At 52.4% G+C, this 21,067-nt stretch carries 19 protein-coding genes; 13 read left to right on the forward strand and 6 right to left on the reverse strand.

From position 1 onward, the window contains the following. Window positions 1-105: 105 nt before the first annotated feature. A complete protein-coding gene (locus ABVN44_RS20065; RefSeq protein WP_000378721.1) occupies window positions 106-789 on the reverse strand; it encodes an oligogalacturonate-specific porin KdgM family protein in 684 nt (227 codons plus the stop codon). A gap of 618 nt (window positions 790-1,407) precedes the next feature. On the opposite strand from ABVN44_RS20065, the gene rhaT reads away from it, so the two are divergent. Next, the gene (rhaT, locus tag ABVN44_RS20070; protein WP_000063541.1) at window positions 1,408-2,442 is read left to right on the forward strand and encodes an L-rhamnose/proton symporter RhaT; all 1,035 of its coding nucleotides are present in this window, start codon (window positions 1,408-1,410) and stop codon (window positions 2,440-2,442) included. Here rhaT and rhaR read toward each other — a convergent pair. Together rhaR and rhaS are read right to left on the reverse strand one after the other, a co-directional pair. Beyond that, window positions 2,439-3,287, reverse strand: a complete 849-nt coding sequence (gene rhaR / locus ABVN44_RS20075; RefSeq protein WP_023232496.1) for an HTH-type transcriptional activator RhaR — start codon at window positions 3,285-3,287, stop codon at window positions 2,439-2,441. The two genes, rhaT and rhaR, sit on opposite strands and share 4 nt — an antisense overlap. A gap of 152 nt (window positions 3,288-3,439) precedes the next feature. Beyond that, complete coding sequence (gene rhaS / locus ABVN44_RS20080) at window positions 3,440-4,276, reverse strand: HTH-type transcriptional activator RhaS (protein ID WP_000217112.1); 837 nt, start codon at window positions 4,274-4,276, stop codon at window positions 3,440-3,442. A 287-nt stretch (window positions 4,277-4,563) separates the two neighbouring features. Here rhaS and rhaB point away from each other — a divergent pair, with 287 nt between their 5' ends. From rhaB to rhaM, 5 genes are all read left to right on the forward strand, one after another. Next, on the forward strand, window positions 4,564-6,033 hold the full coding sequence (gene rhaB, locus ABVN44_RS20085) for a rhamnulokinase (protein WP_000143959.1): 1,470 nt from the start codon (window positions 4,564-4,566) through the stop codon (window positions 6,031-6,033). Beyond that, entirely contained in the window at window positions 6,030-7,289 is a 1,260-nt protein-coding gene (rhaA, locus tag ABVN44_RS20090; RefSeq protein WP_000211470.1) for an L-rhamnose isomerase, read from the forward strand. Before rhaB ends, rhaA begins: the two co-directional genes overlap by 4 nt. A 142-nt stretch (window positions 7,290-7,431) precedes the next feature. After that, window positions 7,432-8,259: a rhamnulose-1-phosphate aldolase gene (gene rhaD / locus ABVN44_RS20095; protein ID WP_023232497.1), complete on the forward strand. Its 828-nt coding sequence runs from the start codon at window positions 7,432-7,434 to the stop codon at window positions 8,257-8,259. A 126-nt stretch (window positions 8,260-8,385) separates the two neighbouring features. Next, complete coding sequence (gene fucO, locus ABVN44_RS20100; RefSeq protein WP_000009254.1) at window positions 8,386-9,534, forward strand: lactaldehyde reductase; 1,149 nt, start codon at window positions 8,386-8,388, stop codon at window positions 9,532-9,534. Beyond that, window positions 9,531-9,845, forward strand: a complete 315-nt coding sequence (rhaM, locus tag ABVN44_RS20105) for an L-rhamnose mutarotase (RefSeq protein ID WP_000619478.1) — start codon at window positions 9,531-9,533, stop codon at window positions 9,843-9,845. The genes fucO and rhaM overlap by 4 nt, the downstream gene beginning before the upstream one ends. Window positions 9,846-9,933: 88 nt before the next feature. Here rhaM and ABVN44_RS20110 read toward each other — a convergent pair whose 3' ends face one another. Continuing rightward, entirely contained in the window at window positions 9,934-10,482 is a 549-nt protein-coding gene (locus ABVN44_RS20110) for a helix-turn-helix domain-containing protein (RefSeq protein ID WP_001517951.1), read from the reverse strand. Between the two features lie 100 nt (window positions 10,483-10,582). Between ABVN44_RS20110 and ABVN44_RS20115 the strand changes: the two genes are divergently transcribed. Beyond that, a complete protein-coding gene (locus ABVN44_RS20115; protein ID WP_000683586.1) occupies window positions 10,583-11,242 on the forward strand; it encodes an AzlC family ABC transporter permease in 660 nt (219 codons plus the stop codon). After that, on the forward strand, window positions 11,242-11,565 hold the full coding sequence (locus tag ABVN44_RS20120; protein WP_000527677.1) for an AzlD domain-containing protein: 324 nt from the start codon (window positions 11,242-11,244) through the stop codon (window positions 11,563-11,565). Before ABVN44_RS20115 ends, ABVN44_RS20120 begins: the two co-directional genes overlap by 1 nt. Before the next feature lie 355 nt (window positions 11,566-11,920). Here ABVN44_RS20120 and ABVN44_RS20125 read toward each other — a convergent pair whose 3' ends face one another. Then, window positions 11,921-13,021 carry a YiiG family protein gene (locus ABVN44_RS20125; protein WP_000828048.1) on the reverse strand — a complete coding sequence of 367 codons (1,101 nt, stop codon included), beginning with the start codon at window positions 13,019-13,021 and terminating at the stop codon, window positions 11,921-11,923. Window positions 13,022-13,203: 182 nt separating this feature from the next. Here ABVN44_RS20125 and ABVN44_RS20130 point away from each other — a divergent pair, with 182 nt between their 5' ends. Beyond that, on the forward strand, window positions 13,204-14,235 hold the full coding sequence (locus tag ABVN44_RS20130) for a YiiG family protein (protein WP_023232498.1): 1,032 nt from the start codon (window positions 13,204-13,206) through the stop codon (window positions 14,233-14,235). Window positions 14,236-14,502: 267 nt separating this feature from the next. Here ABVN44_RS20130 and fdhD read toward each other — a convergent pair whose 3' ends face one another. Beyond that, window positions 14,503-15,339: a formate dehydrogenase accessory sulfurtransferase FdhD gene (gene fdhD / locus ABVN44_RS20135; RefSeq protein ID WP_001059739.1), complete on the reverse strand. Its 837-nt coding sequence runs from the start codon at window positions 15,337-15,339 to the stop codon at window positions 14,503-14,505. 194 nt (window positions 15,340-15,533) lie between these two features. Here fdhD and fdnG point away from each other — a divergent pair, with 194 nt between their 5' ends. Genes fdnG through fdhE form a run of 4 tightly spaced genes read left to right on the forward strand, consistent with a single transcriptional unit; the run spans window position 15,534 to window position 21,057 of the window. Continuing rightward, window positions 15,534-18,584: a formate dehydrogenase-N subunit alpha gene (gene fdnG, locus ABVN44_RS20140; RefSeq protein WP_077248424.1), complete on the forward strand. Its 3,051-nt coding sequence runs from the start codon at window positions 15,534-15,536 to the stop codon at window positions 18,582-18,584. Between the two features lie 12 nt (window positions 18,585-18,596). After that, the gene (gene fdxH, locus ABVN44_RS20145) at window positions 18,597-19,499 is read left to right on the forward strand and encodes a formate dehydrogenase subunit beta (protein ID WP_000331361.1); all 903 of its coding nucleotides are present in this window, start codon (window positions 18,597-18,599) and stop codon (window positions 19,497-19,499) included. Continuing rightward, window positions 19,496-20,131 carry a formate dehydrogenase cytochrome b556 subunit gene (fdoI, locus tag ABVN44_RS20150; protein ID WP_000829025.1) on the forward strand — a complete coding sequence of 212 codons (636 nt, stop codon included), beginning with the start codon at window positions 19,496-19,498 and terminating at the stop codon, window positions 20,129-20,131. The genes fdxH and fdoI overlap by 4 nt, the downstream gene beginning before the upstream one ends. Beyond that, entirely contained in the window at window positions 20,128-21,057 is a 930-nt protein-coding gene (fdhE, locus tag ABVN44_RS20155; RefSeq protein WP_000027730.1) for a formate dehydrogenase accessory protein FdhE, read from the forward strand. Before fdoI ends, fdhE begins: the two co-directional genes overlap by 4 nt. The last annotated feature ends 10 nt before the right edge of the window (window positions 21,058-21,067 follow it).

The raw sequence follows: 21,067 nt of genomic DNA on the forward strand, positions 1-21,067 counted from the left end.
GGCCAACGCGCGATAATAATTATCCGCAGGTCATCAACAGGTAAAAAAAACCGGCTACCTATAAAGTAGCCGGAAAAGGGAATAAATAATAAACAGGGATAATGATTAGAATGTGTAGCCTATACCCACGCGGAAACGGGTTTGTCTTTCATCGCTGTTGCTATTGACGGAAACATTACCTACCTCAACGAATGGCGACCATTGATCAATAATATAGGCAGTTCTGAAGTTATATTCATAGTTATCTTTGCCGCCATCGTAAAGATCATATTTATCAGCTTTCTTATAAATTCCTTCGATTGTCCAGTCAAAGTTGTTCCATTTATAACCCGCCCAGACATCCATACGATTGATGGTATCATCATCACGGATATCAGAAGAACGGCGTACATATTCAAAACGATAGCGCGCGCCAACCCACCAGCTTTCATTTAATGTCCACGTCGCGCGGAAGTAAGGCTTATAGGTAGAGTAACCGTTGCCTGTTTCCAGCACAAAACCCGGTTGCCAGGCGACATCACCGGTTTTAAATTGGTAGCTTATCGTATATTCGTTACCCTGTGTTTCCAGGTCATTAAACGCTTTATTGGTGTCATCCCCGCCTGATTTTGAGATAGCTTCTATCGCAAAACCAACACCATTCGCAAACCGATGAGAAATATACGCACGGTCATAGTTAGCTTTACTGTCATCAAGATATTCATGACGAACATCGACATATACTGCATGCGCATTTGTTACAACAAGAGGTAATAGTAAGAAAAGAGATTTTCTCATAACAGAATCCATTTAATTTAAAATTAAAACGTTGTTTCATGTCAGACCGTTACAACCATAATACGCAATGTGAATGGCGACAATATAGACAAAGATCTTTAATTTAAAATTGGGATAATGTTCAAAAAGCAAAATAAAATAAATGAAATTCATATTCGTCATATAAAATAAAAATCAAAACTCCATCAACAACGCCAATATAGGGATTTCCTTATATTTATATTTCATTGATTCCTAACGTTAATTTCAATATATTTAAATTGTAAATACAAATAAAACAATTAAATAATTACTGTATAACTACCCTTTTATCAAACGGTAAGTCAGACTATTCCCATTATGTGATCTCACGCAGCGTTTTCTTTGCATTGTTGCCAGCTAAGTCGTTTCGTGTCGTTATGATGAAGGTATTTTAGAAAACAAATATTACCCACTGATTTAAATAACATCCAGACGGTCACGATGCGCTCCGACTTTTTTAAAACGTGAAGTTAATCACTTCATTAACGTGCTGATTGCCAGAATACACCCAACGGCGGCAATCGTTATAAGGTTACCAGGCTGCGTAATTTTTAAACTCATGCAAACGGAAGGGGTATCCCGTCCATAAAAAATAATGAGGAACATGTCATGAGTAACGCGATTACGATGGGTATTTTCTGGCATTTGATAGGGGCGGCCAGTGCAGCCTGCTTCTATGCCCCGTTCAAGCAAGTGAAACAGTGGTCATGGGAAACCATGTGGTCAGTGGGCGGCATCGTCTCATGGCTTATTCTGCCGTGGACAATTAGCGCTCTGTTACTGCCTGATTTCTGGGCCTATTATGGGCAGTTTAACCTCTCCACCCTTTTACCGGTTTTTCTGTTCGGCGCCATGTGGGGCATCGGCAATATTAACTACGGTCTGACTATGCGTTATCTCGGGATGTCGATGGGTATCGGCATCGCTATTGGCATTACGCTTATCGTCGGCACGCTGATGACGCCTATCATCAACGGTAACTTCGATGTGTTAATCCATACCGAAGGGGGACGCATGACGCTACTTGGCGTTTTTGTCGCGCTGATCGGCGTCGGGATTGTGACGCGCGCCGGACAGTTAAAAGAACGCAAAATGGGCATTAAAGCGGAGGAGTTCAATCTGAAGAAAGGGCTTCTGCTGGCAGTGATGTGCGGTATTTTCTCGGCGGGGATGTCTTTTGCCATGAACGCCGCGAAACCGATGCATGAAGCTGCTGCCGCGCTTGGCGTTGACCCGCTCTATGTCGCGTTGCCGAGTTACGTGGTGATTATGGGCGGCGGCGCGCTGGTGAACCTCGGTTTCTGTTTTATCCGCCTGGCAAAAGTGCAAAATCTGTCGATAAAAGCCGACTTCTCGCTGGCAAGACCGTTGATTATCAGCAATATTCTGCTGTCCGCGCTTGGCGGTCTGATGTGGTATTTACAGTTCTTTTTCTATGCCTGGGGTCACGCGCGCATTCCCGCGCAATATGACTACATGAGCTGGATGCTGCACATGAGCTTCTATGTGCTGTGCGGGGGGCTTGTCGGTCTGGTGCTAAAAGAGTGGAAAAATGCTGGCCGCCGTCCCGTTGCCGTATTAAGCCTCGGCTGCGTGGTAATTATTATCGCGGCGAATATTGTCGGTTTAGGCATGGCCAGTTAATCGCTTTGATTACTGAGATGACGCCATTGGCTCGGCGTCATCCCGGTTTCCCGCGTGAACACCACTGAAAAATAATTACTATCTTCAAAACCGCACTGCATCGAAATCTCGCTAATCATCAGCGGGCTATGCTGAAGCAGATACTGCGCGTGGCAAATACGGACCTGGCGTAAATATTGATTAATCGTCATCCCGGTTTGGGTGCGAAACTGCTGCCGCAGCACCCGTTCGCTGCATTGTTCCTGCTGGCAAAACGCATCCAGCGCAAAGGGACACTCAAGGCTATTAGCCAAAGCGGTAATTAATTTATCCAACAGGGTTTCTCGGGAGGTTGCCGGAAGATCGTCGGTCGCGTAGCGATGCCGTTTTAACGTCATCACCAGTTGACCAAACAGCAATTCCGCCATCTCATTCGCCAGCGGATCGCGTCCATTACTCTCATGTTCAAGCTGGTTAATGACCTGCCGCGCCTGATTCATTCCCATACTGCCCAGCCGCCAGTGAGGATGCCACTGCGCTCCCTGAAAGCCGGGAATCATCGCCTGCCAGTTTACATTGAGTTTCAAACGCTCCGGGCAGTAAATGATATTTTGCAGCACCAGATCGTTAACGGAGGTATAGGAGTGTTTGTCTTCAGCACGAATGTAAAACAGATCGCCGCGGGTAATTCTGTATGGGCGCTCATTAAGAACGTGTAGGCCATTGCCCCGCCAGACCATCACCAGTTCACAAAACTCATGCGTATGTTCCGCAAAAACATCCTGTGGATAGCGATCGGCAACCGTAACGGCCTGCTGCTCATCAGTAAAAAAATCTTTTTTCAAAAGGATTAACTGATTTGCCACCGCAGCACCTCATGTTGAATGCTTGCCGGATGGCGCTACGCTTATTCTGTCTACCGCTCGCCGCCGTAGGCCAGGTAAGGCGCAGCCGCCATCCGGTATTAAAGGGTATAATTATCAGCATATTGGCGACGAAAACGTTGATAGCGTTCGCGTTACTGGATTATCGCATCGCGTCCCTGGCGGATATCCCGCGGCGACCAGTTAAATTCTCGGCGAAACAGAGTCGAAAAGTGGTTACTGTCGCCAAAACCGCAGCGGTACGCGATTTCTGTCACGCTATGATCGCTATGGCGCAATAAATGCCGGGCTTTGATCAAACGCAGGCGATTAAGGTAACGTTGCGGCGTCAGGCCGGTATGCTGTTTAAGCTGACGATGCAGTGTGCGTAGCGACAGCGAAAACTGTTCGGCTACCGCCTCCCAGCAGACCTCCTCCGCAAAATGGTCTTCCAGCCATGCCATCAGTTGGTTGAGTTTGGCGTCGTTATTGGTCGCGCCTTCCATCAGGCTACTGCGGCGTAATAACACCAGTAGTTGCATAAACAAAATTTCGCGATTCGCCACGGCAGGCGCATCCATACCGTCTCCGGCGCGCTCCATCAGACCGACCAACTGGCGCACCTGCTGCAACACACTCTGATTCACCCGCCAGTGAGAAGGATAGTAACCATCCTGCTCCTGCGGCAGCAATTGATCCAACCCCGCCAGGAACTGGAAGGCGTCCGGTGAACGCCACAGTACATTCGTCAGGCATAGGTTGTCGGTATGTTCATATAAATGCCGGTCGTGATCGCGAACAAAACACACGGTACCGCCGCTGATGGTATACGGCTGCCCGTTGAATACATGAATGCCCGTACCGTGTTCCACAATCACGATTTCATGAAAATCATGATGATGTTCAGGGAAAGCGGCTTGCGGCAGACGAGGTTCAATCGCCACGGGCGCTTTACCTGATGGAAAAAAATCCACGCTATGCAGTACGGTCATGGTTGCTTCCTCCTGAATTCAACATGTCCGAATAGTAATTAAGGGTTATCGGCCTCACCTTAAATTTTTGACGCTAAAGCGCGCAAACATGGTCTTTTTTTCAAGAAAAGGCGGGAAAAAGCGGGAAATGCGGACGACATCACACCGGCCTATTAGTAGAAACTGTGAACGCTATCACGTTCATCTTTGCCTTGTTGCCAGCGGCTCATTTTCCTGTCAGTAACGAGAAGGTAGGTCTTTGAGGGCTTTTTTAGACTGTGCGCAATGACTCTAAGAAGGACCTGATTATGACTTTTCGCCATTGTGTCGCGGTTGATCTCGGCGCATCCAGCGGGCGCGTGATGCTGGCGCGTTACGACAGCAAACACCGCACCCTGACGCTACGTGAAATTCACCGTTTTGTGAACTGCCTACAAAAAACAGACGGGTTTGACACCTGGGACATCGACAGTCTGGAAAAGGATATCCGTCTTGGTCTGAAGAAAGTCTGCAATGAAGGCATTCTTATCGACAGCATCGGCATCGACACCTGGGGCGTCGATTATGTCCTGCTGGATAAACAAGGTCAGCGTGTCGGCCTGCCGGTCTCCTACCGCGATAACCGTACCACGGGCATCATGCCGCAAGCGCTGGTCCAGATCGGCAAAAGCGAAATCTATCGCCGCAGCGGGATTCAGTTTCTGCCGTTTAACACCATCTATCAGCTACGCGCGCTGACGAAACAACAGCCTGAGTTAACAGCGCAGGTCGCTCATGCGCTGCTGATGCCCGATTATTTCAGTTACCGCCTGACCGGTGAAATGAACTGGGAATACACCAACGCCACGACCACCCAGTTGGTCAATATCAATACCGATGACTGGGACGATACCCTGCTGGCGTGGACTGGCGCGAAAAAGAGCTGGTTCGGTCGCCCCTCGCACCCTGGCAATGTTATCGGCGACTGGATTTGCCCGCAGGGCAACCGTATTCCGGTGGTAGCCGTCGCCAGCCACGATACCGCCAGCGCCGTTATTGCCTCTCCGCTGGCAAATAAACATAGCGCTTACCTGTCTTCAGGCACCTGGTCGTTGATGGGTTTTGAAAGCAAAAAACCTTACACCACTGACGAGGCGCTGGCCGCCAATATCACCAACGAAGGCGGCGCGGAAGGGCGTTATCGGGTACTGAAAAACATTATGGGTTTGTGGCTGCTCCAGCGTGTGCTGAAAGAACGGCGCATTACCGATCTGCCTGCGCTTATCGCCCAAACAGAAGCGCTGCCGGCCTGCCGTTTCCTGATTAACCCGAATGACGATCGCTTTATCAATCCTGACGATATGCGCGCTGAAATCCAGGCAGCCTGTCGCGAGACCGACCAGCCCGTTCCCGTCAGCGATGCCGAACTGGCGCGCTGCATTTTCGACAGTCTGGCGCTGTTGTATGCCGACATTCTGCACGAACTGGCAAATCTGCGCGGCGAAAAATTTACCCAACTGCATATTGTCGGCGGCGGATGCCAAAACGCGCTACTCAACCAGTTGTGCGCCGATGCATGTGGCATTCGCGTGATGGCCGGGCCGGTTGAAGCCTCCACCCTTGGCAATATTGGTATTCAGCTTATGACCCTCGACGAATTAAACAACGTCGATGACTTCCGTCAGGTCGTCAGCGCTAACTACGACCTGACAACCTATATCCCTAATCCTGATAGTGAAATTGCCCGCCACGTTGCGCAGTTTCAACCCAAACGACAGACAAAGGAGCTTTGCGCATGACCACTCAACTGGAACAAGCCTGGGAACTGGCAAAACAACGTTTCGCCGCAGTAGGTATTGATGTCGAGGAGGCGCTGCGCCAGCTCGATCGCCTGCCGGTTTCCATGCACTGCTGGCAGGGCGACGATGTTGCCGGATTCGAGAACCCGGAAGGTTCGCTGACGGGCGGAATTCAGTCGACCGGCAACTATCCGGGCAAAGCACGCAACGCCACCGAACTGCGCGCCGATCTGGAACAGGCGCTGCGTCTGATCCCAGGACCAAAACGGCTGAACCTACACGCCATTTACCTTGAGTCGGATACGCCGGTTGCCCGCGACCAGATCAAACCGGAGCATTTTAAAAACTGGGTGGAGTGGGCGAAAGCGAACCGGCTGGGGCTGGATTTCAACCCCACCTGTTTTTCTCATCCACTGAGCGCTGACGGTTTTACCCTCTCTCATCCAGACGCGAAAATTCGCCAGTTCTGGATCGATCACTGCAAAGCCAGCCGCCGCGTCTCGGCATACTTTGGTGAGCAGCTCGGTACGCCGTCGGTGATGAACATCTGGATTCCGGACGGCATGAAAGACATTACCGTCGACCGTTTAGCCCCGCGCCAGCGCCTGCTGGAAGCGCTGGATGAGGTCATTAGCGAGAAATTCGACCCGGCGCATCACATCGACGCCGTCGAAAGCAAACTGTTTGGCATCGGCGCGGAAAGCTACACCGTCGGCTCCAATGAGTTCTACATGGGCTACGCCACCAGCCGTCAGACCGCGCTGTGCCTGGATGCGGGCCACTTCCATCCCACTGAAGTGATTTCCGACAAAATTTCCGCCGCCATGCTCTACGTGCCACGGCTGCTGCTGCACGTCAGCCGCCCGGTACGCTGGGATAGCGACCACGTGGTGCTCCTGGACGATGAAACCCAGGCAATTGCCAGCGAGATCGTCCGTCATAACCTGTTCGACCGTGTGCATATCGGCCTGGATTTCTTCGACGCCTCTATCAACCGTGTCGCCGCGTGGGTTATCGGTACCCGCAACATGAAAAAAGCGCTGCTGCGCGCTCTGCTGGAACCCACAGATCAACTGCGTCAGCTTGAAGCCAGCGGCGATTACACCGCGCGTCTGGCGCTGCTGGAAGAGCAAAAATCTCTGCCGTGGCAGGCCGTCTGGGAAATGTATTGCCAGCGTCACGACACGCCGGCTGGCAGCCAGTGGCTGGACAGCGTTCGCGTCTATGAAAAAGAGATCCTGAGCAAACGTAGCTGACAGCGACACCTGATCTGTAGGCCGGATAAGACGCCCGCGTCGCCATCCGGCAATAAATGAAACACGATTGCCGGATGGCGCTGCGCTTATCCGGCCTACGTAAGACCCGAATAACCTTCGGGCAATGAATGGGAACACGAACATGCAAAATATTACCGATTCCTGGTTTGTCCAGGGCATGATTAAAGCCACGTCTGATGCGTGGCTGAAAGGGTGGGACGAACGTAATGGCGGTAACCTGACGCTACGTCTGGATGAAACCGATATCGCGCCTTTTGCGACTAATTTTCACGAAAAACCACGCTATATCGCGCTAAGTCAACCCATGCCGCTGCTGGCGAATACGCCGTTTATCGTTACCGGTTCCGGCAAATTCTTCCGCAACGTGCAGCTCGATCCGGCAGCCAATATAGGCGTGGTCAAAATCGACAGCGACGGCGCAGGCTACCACATTCTGTGGGGCTTAACCCACGACGCGGTACCCACCTCTGAACTCCCGGCGCATTTCCTCTCCCACTGCGAACGCATCAAAGCCACCCACGGCAAAGACCGCGTCATTATGCATTGCCATGCGACTAACCTGATCGCCCTCACCTACGTACTGGAAAACAACACTGCGCTGATCACCCGCAAACTGTGGGAAGGCAGCACCGAATGTCTGGTGGTATTCCCGGACGGTGTCGGCATTCTGCCGTGGATGGTGCCAGGCACCGATGAAATCGGCCAGGCCACCGCGCAAGAAATGCAGAAACATTCGCTGGTGCTGTGGCCGTTCCACGGCGTGTTCGGAAGCGGACCTACGCTGGATGAAACCTTCGGTTTGATAGATACCGCAGAGAAATCCGCTGAGGTATTAGTCAAAATCTATTCGATGGGCGGTATGAAGCAGACCATCACGCGCGAAGAACTGGTCGCACTCGGCAAACGTTTTGGCGTGACACCGCTGGCCAGCGCCGTAGCGCTGTACTGATACCTCCCAACTCAACGCCGGATGCGGCTTTGCCTTATCCGGCCTACAGGCCGGTGCGCATTTTACCGTAGGCCCGATAAGCGTAGCGCCATCGGGCAACAGGGAATTTTTTTAAGGAGAATAGTGATGAGCTTTATGTTGGCACTGCCAAAAATTAGCCTGCATGGCGCTGGAGCGATTGCCGATATGGTGAACCTCGTGGCGAATAAGCAATGGGGCAAAGCGCTGATCGTTACCGATGGTCAACTGGTAAAGCTGGGCCTGCTGGATAGCCTGTTTAGCGCACTGGATGAACATCAAATGTCTTACCACCTGTTTGATGAGGTGTTCCCAAACCCGACAGAAGAGCTGGTGCAGAAAGGTTTTGCGGCGTATCAGAGCGCAGAATGTGACTACATTATCGCCTTCGGCGGCGGCAGCCCGATCGATACCGCAAAAGCGGTGAAAATTCTGACCGCCAACCCAGGTCCATCTACCGCCTACTCCGGCGTCGGCAAAGTGAAAAACGCCGGCGTACCGCTGGTAGCGATTAATACTACGGCAGGTACCGCGGCAGAGATGACCAGCAACGCGGTGATTATCGACTCTGCCCGTAAGGTCAAAGAGGTGATCATCGACCCGAATATCATCCCGGATATTGCCGTGGATGACGCCAGCGTCATGCTGGAAATCCCGGCGTCTGTGACCGCCGCAACCGGCATGGATGCCCTGACCCATGCGGTGGAAGCCTATGTCTCCGTTGGCGCGCATCCGCTCACCGACGCTAACGCGCTGGAAGCGATTCGCTTAATCAATGTGTGGCTACCGAAAGCGGTTGACGATGGTCATAACCTCGAAGCCCGTGAGCAAATGGCATTCGGCCAGTACCTGGCGGGTATGGCGTTCAACAGCGCCGGTTTGGGGCTGGTTCACGCGCTGGCGCACCAGCCGGGCGCAACCCACAACCTGCCGCACGGCGTCTGCAACGCTATCCTGCTGCCAATTGTCGAGAACTTTAACCGTCCGAACGCCGTCGCGCGTTTTGCCCGCATCGCACAGGCGATGGGCGTGGAGACGCGCGGTATGTCTGACGAGGCCGCAAGTCAGGAAGCGATTAACGCTATCCGTACGCTGAGCAAACGCGTCGGCATTCCAGAAGGTTTCAGCACGTTGGGCGTCACAAAAGAAGATATCGAAGGCTGGCTGGATAAAGCCCTCGCCGACCCGTGCGCGCCGTGTAACCCGCGCACCGCCAGCCGCGATGAAGTTCGCGAGCTGTACCTGGAGGCGTTATGATCCGCAAAGCCTTTGTGATGCAGGTAAATGCCGACGCGCACGAGGAGTATCAGCGTCGTCATAACCCAATCTGGCCGGAGCTGGAAGCCGTATTAAAATCTCACGGCGCGCATCACTACGCGATTTATCTCGATCAGGAGCGCAATCTGCTGTTCGCCACCGTTGAGATTGAATCCGAGGAGCGCTGGAACGCCGTTGCCAGCACCGACGTTTGCCAGCGTTGGTGGAAACATATGCGTGACGTTATGCCCGCGAATCCGGATAACAGCCCGGTCAGCGCAGAGCTAAAAGAGGTGTTCTATCTGCAGTAAGTCGTGTGCCCGGTGGCGCAAGCTTACCGGGCCTACGGTTTTATTTTTTGTCGGCCGGATAAGGCGGTTACGCCGCCATCCGGCAATTTCAATTCTGCTCCGCTACCAGGATAGCCTGAGTATCCGGTTCCAGCGCTTTAAAGATATGCGCCTGGTCGCCGGGATAACAAATGTAATCGCCCTCCGCCAGCTCTTCCGGCGCCTCGGTTAAGCCGACGAGGGCTTTTCCCTGCGTAACAATAATATGTTCCACCGACCCCGGCGGATGCGGATGAGAGATCCGGTCGGCCCCCGGCTGCGTCAACAGCAGATAGATATCACGCCGCGCGCCGGGCGGACACGCCGCCAGTAATATCGCCTGATAATGCGCCTGCTCCGCCACGACTTTGGTGCCCTCTCCGCGGCGAATCACCTGCGTTTTTTGTACCTGCGGCTCCAGCAGCCTGGCAAAGGGAATGTCGAGCGCGACGCATAGCGACCATAACGTCTCCAGGCTGGGGTTGCCGTTCCCTGCTTCCAGTTGTGAAAGCGTAGATTTAGCGATGCCTGCGCGCCGCGCAATCTCCGCCAGCGACAGTCCGGTTCGCTGGCGTTCGCGTACCAGGCTTCTGGCAATGACGCTAATAGGTTGTGTCATAAAGCATCCAACGTTCACTATAACGAACGAAATGTTCGTCTTGTAAAGCAAATCTGTTCCGTTCATTATAATGAAAATTCGTTCGATATGACTAAAGAAGATGAAACACTATTTTTCCTGTCTCAAGGGAGACACGATAAAAGCGATATTTTTAGTGTGCCTGGCCGTGGGCGTCGTCGGCATGTCCTATGGCTCACTGGCGATGGCCTACGGTTTCCCACTGTGGGTGCCGTTTGTCCTCTCTATTTTTGTGCTGGCGGGCGCGTCCGAATTTATGTTTATCGGCATTGTTGCCAGCGGCGGCAATCCGTTAGCGGCGGCGGCGGCAGGACTACTGGTGAATGCGCGCCACGTGCCGTTTGGCGTAACGGTGCGCGATTTGGTTGGCACCCGCGCCGCCAGCTTTTTCGGCTGCCATATTATGAATGATGAGAGCGTGGTGTTCGGCCTGTCGCAAAAAACACCCGAACAACGTAAAGCCGCCTACTGGCTATGCGGTCTGGGCGTCGCCCTATTCTGGCCGATTGGCACACTGATTGGCGCAGGTGTCGGCAAACTGCTCCCGGCCCCAGAAACCATCGGTCTGGATGCCGTATTCCCGGCAATCTTACTGGCGCTGGTGATCCCGGCGTTTAAAAACCGCACCACATTGATTCGTGGTTGCAGCGGCGCCGCGCTGTCGCTTGCCGCCGTTCCCTTTGTGGCTGCCGGATTGCCGGTGTTGCTTTCGCTGCTTGGCCTACTGGCGAGGAAAAAATAATGGGCAATATGACGCTATTTATTATCGGTATTGCTCTTTTGTCTGCGGGAACCTATTTGATGCGCCTCGGCGGCGCGAAACTTGGCAGCCGTCTGGCGCTGTCTGAGCGTTCACAGGCGCTGCTCTCGGATGCGGCAACGGTGCTGCTATTCTCCGTCGCGCTGGCGACCACCTTTTACGAAGGCGAACATTTTGCCGGAATGGCGCGCGTTCTTGGGGTTGGCTTCGCCGTATTTTTAGCCTGGCGTAAAATGCCGCTTATTGTGGTGATTATCGCCGCTGCAGTGGTGACCGCGTTATTACGAATGGCGGGTATTAATTAACGTCTTACAGAACAGTTGGACGTGACACCCTATAAGTGATGAAGGCTGGGCCGCCCTATGCTGAAGTGGCTCAGAATTTTCGCATCAGGCGGGATAAATGCTTTCCATATAAATGCCGATCCTCAATGACACTACCAGTACCTTCCAGCGTGACGTCAACATCTTGTGATAGCTTCAGATTACTGGTTTTTCTAATAGCTCTCTTTAGTTAATGTTTACGTCAGCTATTTTTACGGATATTGCCTGATGAAGAATACATAAACGAAAAAAGCGCCTGATCGGCGCTTTTTATTGGCGTTATAGCGTAATTTTATAGGCACTTGCGCCAGCATGTGCGCAGTTAATGTGCCGTCACTCAACGCAGGCGGTTATAATCATCCACCATCTCGTTATAACTTCTCAACGACGCCGGATAAGAATCCGCAACCATCCATCCTGTTGCAGGGTCCTGCACCCGTTTCTTTTCAAAATCAGAATACTCAACATTGTCTCTGATGCGACGAATATATTTTTTAGCTTGTAGCTGATAATCAGCCGCAGAGCTGATGAAAGAAGAATTACGGCCATCAGTATTCACTTCTTTCAATTGCGCAATCATTGTTTCCAGTTCCGCGACTTTTTTCATCATCGCTTCGGCATCAAAGGTATCGGCAGAAATAACCTTGTTGATCTGCTTTGCCGAAATCATGACAGCCAGAGAATAATAGTTAAATGTTTTACCTTCCGCTTCTTCTATTCTCTTCAACTGTGTCAATTGCCGCCTGTCATTTATTTCCTGAATAGCCTCATGATATTTTTCCGAGACGGGTTTAAAATCCTCGATATTCTTCAGTAATGTCTGATGCAGCGCCTTACCTTTAGCAAAGGCATCATCTTTATAGTTTTCCTGGGTATAATATTTTTCCATTTCGTTAATGGTATTACCCAGCGCGGCGGCGCTATCAATATAGCTAACGGCAACGCCATCAATAGGCTCAAGTAATGGCGTTAAGGCGGCCACCTGTTTCATCTCTTTCTGGCAATTCGTTATGTAAGACTCCGTAATACCATAAATGCCATAAACCAGGCTCTCTTTCCCTGTCGGACCTTTTTTAAAGTCTTTCACCCAATCCGCGTAACGCGCCAGACTGCGCTGAACGGGCAATTGAAGTTTATTAAAACAATCGATATAGACATCCATTTTTTCACTATAAACTTCTTCAGCGTCAACCTCCGGCTGAGCTGGCGTTTCTGGCTTCGCCGCCGGGGGCTGAGTTGCCGTTTCTGGCTTCGCTGCTGGGGGCTGCGCTGGACTTTCGCCAGATTGCGTTTCCGGCGTCTGAGAAGGCGCTGGCGTCGCAGGCTGACTGCTGGCGGCCGGCGTCGCCTCGGTTTTAACATTATTGTCATCACATCCTGTTGCGCCCAGGGTCATTAGCGCAATGATTATCGCTGAGGATAATAAATTCCTTTTCATTTAATTGCCTTTTGTATATTTACGTTGGGGTTCTCTTATTTTAACGAACACATTGATATTGATAATGTTAATTATAATGAAATATGGATTAAGTATTTTTTGTGTTGAATAAATTACATACCTGTTTTTTTTCATTAAAATGAATCTGTAAATTTCAATGATATTATTTATAGGTTATTCTAATGAAAAAGGATTTGTTATCATCAATTATTATCGCTATGCTGATGACTGCCGGGCTAAGCGCTTGTGATGAAAAAAAAGCGGACGAACAACCTGTAGCTCAGAGTGCGGATTCATCAGCGAGCAATACACAACCCACATCAGCGGAAAGCGCAGATGCGAACGATGTTCTGAACCAAAAGCTGAATGTTTACATTGATTGTTATAATAATCTCCAGGCAGATATTTACCGTGCTGTAAATCGTTATGCTAACACATTCGACGATTTCCGCATCGGTCCTACCGGTAAGGAAGACGATCCCTCTCCGCTGGTTCCTGTGTATCCTGCATTTATCCAGGACTGCCGGAAAGACATCAAGGCGGCGGCTGAATTAAAGCCGGCGTTTGCCTCTCTGGATAGTGCTGCTCTGGCATTTATTAATGCGGCTGGGCCACTAGCTGAAACAATCAATAGTATGAATAAATACTATGATCAAGATAACTTCAAGGATGATGCCTTTGCTGGCGCTAAAGCGTTCCATAAAACGTTTATAAAACAGTTCGATGAGTTTGATCCCATTGCGAAGAAATATATCGCCGAGATTACCATTATGAGTAAGCAGCATGCGGCTAATGAAATTAAGGCGACCGAGAAGAAAGAAGGTAAATCCATTAAGTACTATACGCTTTTGACGATGCAGGAAGCCGAGACGCTTAATGACGCTGTAGCTGATGATTCTTTTGATGTGGCGGCAGTAAGCAAACAGCTCGCTGATTTTGAAGAGCATACTCAGAAGCTAAACGAGAAGATCAACGTTGATATAGATAAACATCGTAGCTTCCCTGGCTTTATTTCTGAGCTGGAAAAATTCCAGGGCAAGGTGAAAAAACGCATTCGGCGTGTGCGCGATAACGTGGCGTATACCTCGCATGAGCAGGACTACCTCAATAGCGGCAGCGGCGATATGGTAGATGGTTCTTATGAGGCTGTGGTTAAAGCTTATAACGAACTCATCGATACCTATAATGGCTATCATCTTGAGCGTGAGTTCTAAGCTTTTCACGCTGCAAATCGCGTGCATATGACCGCTAAACTGAGCAAATAAGTCGTTAGCGACTGCCGAAAGAGCGCCCCAGGGGCGCTTTTTTCGTTCGAAGTATTACCGGGTAGCAAGCGCCTCGTGAATGGCTGGAATAAGCTGCGGCCCAGCATAAAAACGATTAAAACCTGTATGGCCTCGCCATTATACGTGATTCCGTTATCAAGAGAGGCTGTAAAATTGAGAAAATATATATTTTACGAAAATGTAGAGGGTACTATTTTAGTCTGCGATTAACCGCTGCGGATGGGTATAAATCGTCGCCCGACCCGGCTTACAGAACCCCACCAGCGTAAGATTACACCGTTCAGCGACGTCAACCGCGAGCGTGGTGGCAGCAGAAACCGCAAACAAAATTTCCACACCGCACATCGCCGACTTCTGCACCATTTCGTAACTCGCACGACTGGAAACCAGCGCCGCGCCTTGCCGCCATTCCTCACCCTCCGTGGCGCGGCGGCCGAGCAGTTTATCCAGCGCAACGTGGCGTCCGACATCTTCATGGCCCCCCGCCAGTTCACCCGACGGCATGACCCACGCCGCAGCGTGCGTACAACCCGTCAGCTTACCCGTCGGTTGAAAATCATTCAGATGTTTTAACGCGCGATCAAGGTTACCGAGATTAAACGTTTGGCTAAACGGCAGCGGTTGCACCGGCTTACCGATGTCATTGAGCTGTTCCACGCCACATACGCCGCAACCGGTACGTCCGGCCAACGCGCGACGACGCGCTTTCAGCCCCATAAATCGACGGCTGGAAAGATCAATCTGCACTTCAAGTCCGTTACAGGACGGCACAACGTCCATGCCATAGATTTCACGCGGGCTGTCAATGATCCCTTCCGACAGAGAAAACCCTATTGCGAAATGCGTCAGATCTTTCGGAGAGGCCATCATAACGACATGCGAAATACCGTTATACACCAGTGCCACTGGCACTTCCTCGGCAACATCATCAAGTTGGGGGGACTGCAAATCCTCGCGTTTCCAGAGAGTCAACTGGCGTGAGGTTGTGAAATCAGTCACATTTAGGACTTCTTCAGACAGTATATTGTTCACTTTCTTTTAACCATATAAGAACACACACACCAACATTATGGTATTCTGTTACAACTCCTCCCGGATGGAGGAAAATTTATCCAATTCTGAACCTTTGCGGGCCCGTCCGCAAAGAAAAATAACAACCACTCCCTGAGCGTTTCGGATAGAGAAATGTGAAAGAGAAGTGACAATGTCGAAACAAGGAGCAAACCATGCAGGTCAGCAGAAGGCAGTTCTTTAAGATCTGCGCTGGCGGTATGGCAGGCACCACGGCGGCGGCACTGGGCTTCGCGCCCGGCGTAGCGCTAGCGGAAACACGGCAATATAAACTGCTGCGCACCCGCGAAACCCGTAACACCTGCACCTACTGTTCCGTTGGCTGCGGGCTGTTGATGTACAGCCTCGGCGACGGTGCGAAAAACGCCAAAGCATCTATTTTCCATATCGAAGGGGACCCGGATCATCCGGTAAGCCGTGGCGCGCTGTGCCCGAAAGGGGCCGGTCTGGTGGACTTTATCCACTCTGAAAGCCGCCTGAAATTCCCGCAATACCGCGCGCCGGGTTCAGATAAGTGGCAACAGATCAGTTGGGAAGAAGCGTTTGACCGAATCGCTAAACTGATGAAGGAAGATCGCGACGCCAACTATCAGGCGCAGAACGCCGAAGGCGTTACCGTTAACCGCTGGCTCACCACCGGGATGCTGTGCGCTTCCGCATCCAGTAACGAGACGGGTTATTTAACGCAAAAATTCTCCCGCGCGCTGGGTATGCTCGCGGTCGACAACCAGGCGCGTGTCTGACACGGACCAACGGTAGCAAGTCTTGCTCCAACATTTGGTCGCGGTGCGATGACCAACCACTGGGTCGACATCAAGAACGCCAACCTCGTCGTGGTGATGGGCGGTAACGCCGCAGAAGCTCACCCGGTCGGGTTCCGCTGGGCGATGGAAGCCAAAATTCACAACGGCGCGAAGCTGATTGTGATCGATCCGCGCTTTACGCGTACCGCGTCGGTGGCCGATTTCTATGCGCCAATACGCTCTGGTACTGACATTGCCTTCTTGTCAGGCGTGATGCTGTATCTGCTGACCAACGAAAAATACAACCGTGAATACACCGAGGCCTATACCAATGCCAGCCTGATCGTGCGTGAAGATTTTGGCTTCGATGATGGTCTGTTCACCGGCTATGACGCAGACAAGCGGCAGTACGATAAAACCAGTTGGCACTATGAGCTGGACGAAAACGGTTTTGCCAAACGCGATACGACACTGCAACACCCGCGCTGTGTCTGGAATCTGTTGAAACAGCATGTCTCACGCTATACGCCGGACGTGGTAGAAAATATCTGCGGTACGCCGAAAGCGGACTTCCTGAAAGTGTGCGAGTACATTGCAGAAACCAGCGCAAAAGATAAAACCGCGTCGTTCCTGTACGCGCTGGGCTGGACGCAGCATTCCATCGGCGCGCAGAACATCCGTACTATGGCGATGATCCAGCTTCTGCTCGGTAACATGGGGATGGCGGGCGGCGGCGTTAACGCCCTGCGCGGTCACTCCAACATTCAGGGACTGACCGACTTAGGACTGCTGTCGCAAAGTCTGCCGGGCTACCTGACGCTGCCGAGCGAAAAACAGACCGATTTGCAAACCTATCTGGCTGCCAATACGCCGAAGCCATTGTTGAAGGATCAGGTCAACTACTGGGGCAACTATCCGAAATTCTTCGTCTCGATGATGAAGGCCTTCTTTGGTGATAAAGCGACAGCGGAAAATAGCTGGGGCTTCGACTGGCTACCGAAGTGGGACAAAGGGTACGATGTGCTGCAGTACTTCGAGATGATGAAACAGGGCAAGGTCAACGGCTATATCTGCCAGGGCTTTAACCCGGTGGCCTCATTCCCGAACAAAAACAAAGTGGTCGCGTCGCTTTCCAAACTGAAGTACCTGGTGACTATCGATCCGCTCAACACCGAAACGTCCACCTTCTGGCAAAACCACGGTGAGTCGAACGACGTTGATCCCGCAAAAATCCAGACCGAAGTGTTCCGTCTGCCTTCCACCTGTTTTGCCGAGGAAAATGGTTCCATCGTTAACTCCGGTCGTTGGTTACAGTGGCACTGGAAGGGCGCGGACGCCCCGGGAATTGCCATGACCGACGGCGAAATCCTCGCCGGTATCTTCTTACGCCTGCGTAAGATGTACTCTGAACAGGGCGGCGCCAACCCGGAACAGGTGCTGAATATGACCTGGAACTACACCAAACCATACGAACCCGCCTCTGAAGAAGTGGCGATGGAAAGTAATGGTAAAGCGCTGGCCGATCTTATCGACCCGGCAACCGGCGCGGTGGTAGTGAAGAAAGGTCAACAGCTCAGTTCGTTCGCGCAACTGCGTGATGACGGTACGACGTCCAGCGGCTGCTGGATTTTCGCCGGTAGCTGGACGCCGGAAGGCAACATGATGGCGCGTCGTGATAACGCCGACCCGTCTGGTCTCGGCAACACGCTGGGCTGGGCATGGGCATGGCCGCTTAACCGCCGCATCCTCTATAACCGCGCCTCCGCCGATCCGCAGGGTAATCCCTGGGACCCGAAACGTCAGCTACTGAAATGGGAAGGCGGAAAATGGGCCGGATGGGATATTCCGGACTACAGCGCTGCCGCGCCCGGCAGCGACGTCGGACCGTTTATCATGCAGCCGGAAGGGATGGGTCGCCTGTTTGCTATCGATAAGATGGCGGAAGGGCCGTTCCCGGAACACTACGAGCCGTTTGAAACGCCGCTGGGCACTAACCCGCTGCACCCGAACGTTATCTCTAACCCTGCCGCCCGTATCTTTAAAGACGATGCCGACGCGCTGGGTAAAGCGGATAAGTTCCCGTATGTCGGAACCACTTACCGTCTGACCGAGCACTTCCACTACTGGACCAAGCACGCGTTGCTTAACGCTATCGCCCAGCCGGAACAGTTTGTGGAAATTGGCGAGAAGCTGGCGAATAAGCTCGGCATCGCGCATGGCGATACCGTGAAGGTCTCCTCAAACCGCGGCTATATCAAAGCCAAAGCGGTGGTGACCAAGCGTATTCGCACGCTGAAAGCGGACGGCAAGGATATCGATACCATCGGTATTCCTATTCACTGGGGCTACGAAGGCGTGGCGAAAAAAGGCTTTATCGCCAATACGTTAACGCCTTTCGTCGGTGATGCGAACACGCAAACGCCGGAGTTTAAATCCTTCCTTGTGAACGTGGAAAAGGTGTAACGGAGACGACCTATGGCTTATCAATCGCAAGACATCATTCGTCGTTCCGCCACTAACGGTTTCACCCCCGCGCCCCAGGCGCGGGACCACCAGGAAGAGGTGGCGAAACTCATCGACGTCACCACCTGTATCGGCTGTAAAGCGTGTCAGGTGGCGTGCTCCGAGTGGAACGACATCCGTGATGAAGTGGGCAATAACGTCGGGGTGTATGACAACCCGGCTGATTTGACCGCGAAATCCTGGACGGTGATGCGCTTCTCGGAAGTGGAACAGAACGACAAACTGGAGTGGCTGATCCGTAAGGATGGCTGTATGCACTGCGCCGATCCCGGCTGCCTGAAGGCCTGTCCGGCGGAAGGGGCGATCATTCAGTATGCTAACGGTATTGTCGACTTCCAGTCCGAGCAGTGTATCGGCTGCGGCTACTGTATCGCTGGCTGCCCGTTCAACGTGCCGCGCCTTAACCCGGAAGACAACCGCGTCTATAAATGTACGCTGTGCGTCGACCGCGTGACCGTGGGGCAAGAACCGGCCTGCGTGAAGACCTGTCCAACCGGCGCCATTCATTTTGGCTCGAAAGAGGATATGAAAACGCTGGCGGGCGAGCGGGTGGCGGAACTCAAAACCCGTGGTTATGACAACGCGGGTCTGTACGATCCGGCGGGCGTAGGCGGTACGCATGTCATGTACGTGCTGCATCATGCCGACAAGCCGAATCTGTATCACGGTCTGCCGGAAAACCCGGAAATCAGCGAAACCGTTAAGTTCTGGAAAGGCGTCTGGAAACCGCTCGCCGCGTTCGGTTTTGCCGCGACCTTTGCCGCCAGCGTCTTCCACTATGTCGGCGTCGGCCCGAACCGCGCGGAAGAGGAAGATGACAACCTGCATGAAGAGAAAGACGAGGTGCGCAAATGAAACGACGTGACACCATCGTGCGCTATACGGCGCCGGAACGCATCAACCACTGGATCGTCGCCTTCTGTTTCGTGCTGGCGGCGGTGAGTGGGCTGGGCTTTTTATTCCCATCCTTCAACTGGTTGATGCATATCCTGGGCACCCCACAACTGGCGCGAATTCTGCACCCGTTTGTGGGCGTGGTTATGTTTGCCTCGTTCATCATCATGTTTTTCCGTTATTGGCACCACAATCTAATCAATCGGGATGATATCTTTTGGGCGAAGAATATTCGTAAGATCGTCGTCAACGAGGAAGTGGGTGACACCGGGCGTTATAACTTCGGTCAGAAATGCGTATTCTGGGCGGCGATTATCTTCCTGGTGCTGCTGCTGGTGAGCGGGGTAATTATCTGGCGTCCGTACTTTGCGCCTGCTTTCTCAATCCCGGTGATCCGATTCGCGTTAATGTTGCATTCTTTTGCCGCAGTAGCGTTAATTGTGGTTATCATGGTGCATATCTACGCCGCCCTTTGGGTGAAAGGCACCATTACCGCGATGGTGGAAGGCTGGGTAACCCGGTCGTGGGCGAAGAAACATCACCCACGCTGGTACCGAGAAGTCCGCAAGACAACGGAAAAAGAAACTGAATGAGTATTCGCATAATCCCGCAAGATGAGCTGGGGTCGAGCGAGAAACGTACGGCGGATATGATTCCGCCGTTATTGTTCCCCCGACTCAAAAACGTCTACAACCGCCGCGCCGAACGTCTGCGCGAGCTGGCTGAAAATAACCCGCTGGGCGATTACCTGCGCTTTGCCGCGCTTATCGCGCACGCGCAGGAAGTGGTGCTGTACGACCATCCGCTGGAGATGGATCTGACCGCACGTATTAAAGAAGCGAACGACCAGGGCAAGCCGCCGCTGGATATCCACGTGCTGCCGCGTGATAAGCACTGGCAAAAACTGCTGCATTCGTTAATTGCCGAGCTAAAACCCGAGATGAGCGGCCCCGCGCTGGCGGTGATTGAGAACCTGGAGAAAGCCTCCGAGCAGGAGCTGGAGCAGATGGCCAGCGCGCTGTTTGCCTCGGATTTTGCCTCCGTCAGCAGCGATAAAGCCCCGTTTATCTGGGCCGCGCTCTCCCTTTACTGGGCGCAAATGGCCAGCTTGATTCCAGGCAAAGCCCGCGCGGAATACGGTGAAGCGCGCCAGTATTGCCCGGTGTGCGGTTCGATGCCGGTCTCCAGCATGGTGCAGATCGGCACCACGCAGGGGCTGCGTTATCTGCACTGTAACCTGTGCGAAACCGAATGGCATGTCGTGCGCGTAAAATGCAGTAACTGCGAACAGAGCCGCGACTTACACTACTGGTCGCTGGAAAATGAGCAGGCTGCGGTGAAAGCCGAAAGCTGCGGCGATTGCGGGACTTACCTGAAGATTCTCTATCAGGAAAAAGACCCGAAAGTGGAAGCCGTGGCCGACGACCTCGCCTCGCTGGTGCTGGACGCGCGCATGGAACAGGAGGGCTTCGCCCGCAGTTCCATCAACCCGTTCCTGTTCCCGGGGGAAGGGGAATAAGTTCTCTGGT

This window comes from Salmonella sp. SJTUF15570, assembly GCF_043357055.1.
Taxonomy (GTDB): Bacteria; Pseudomonadota; Gammaproteobacteria; order Enterobacterales; family Enterobacteriaceae; genus Salmonella; species Salmonella enterica.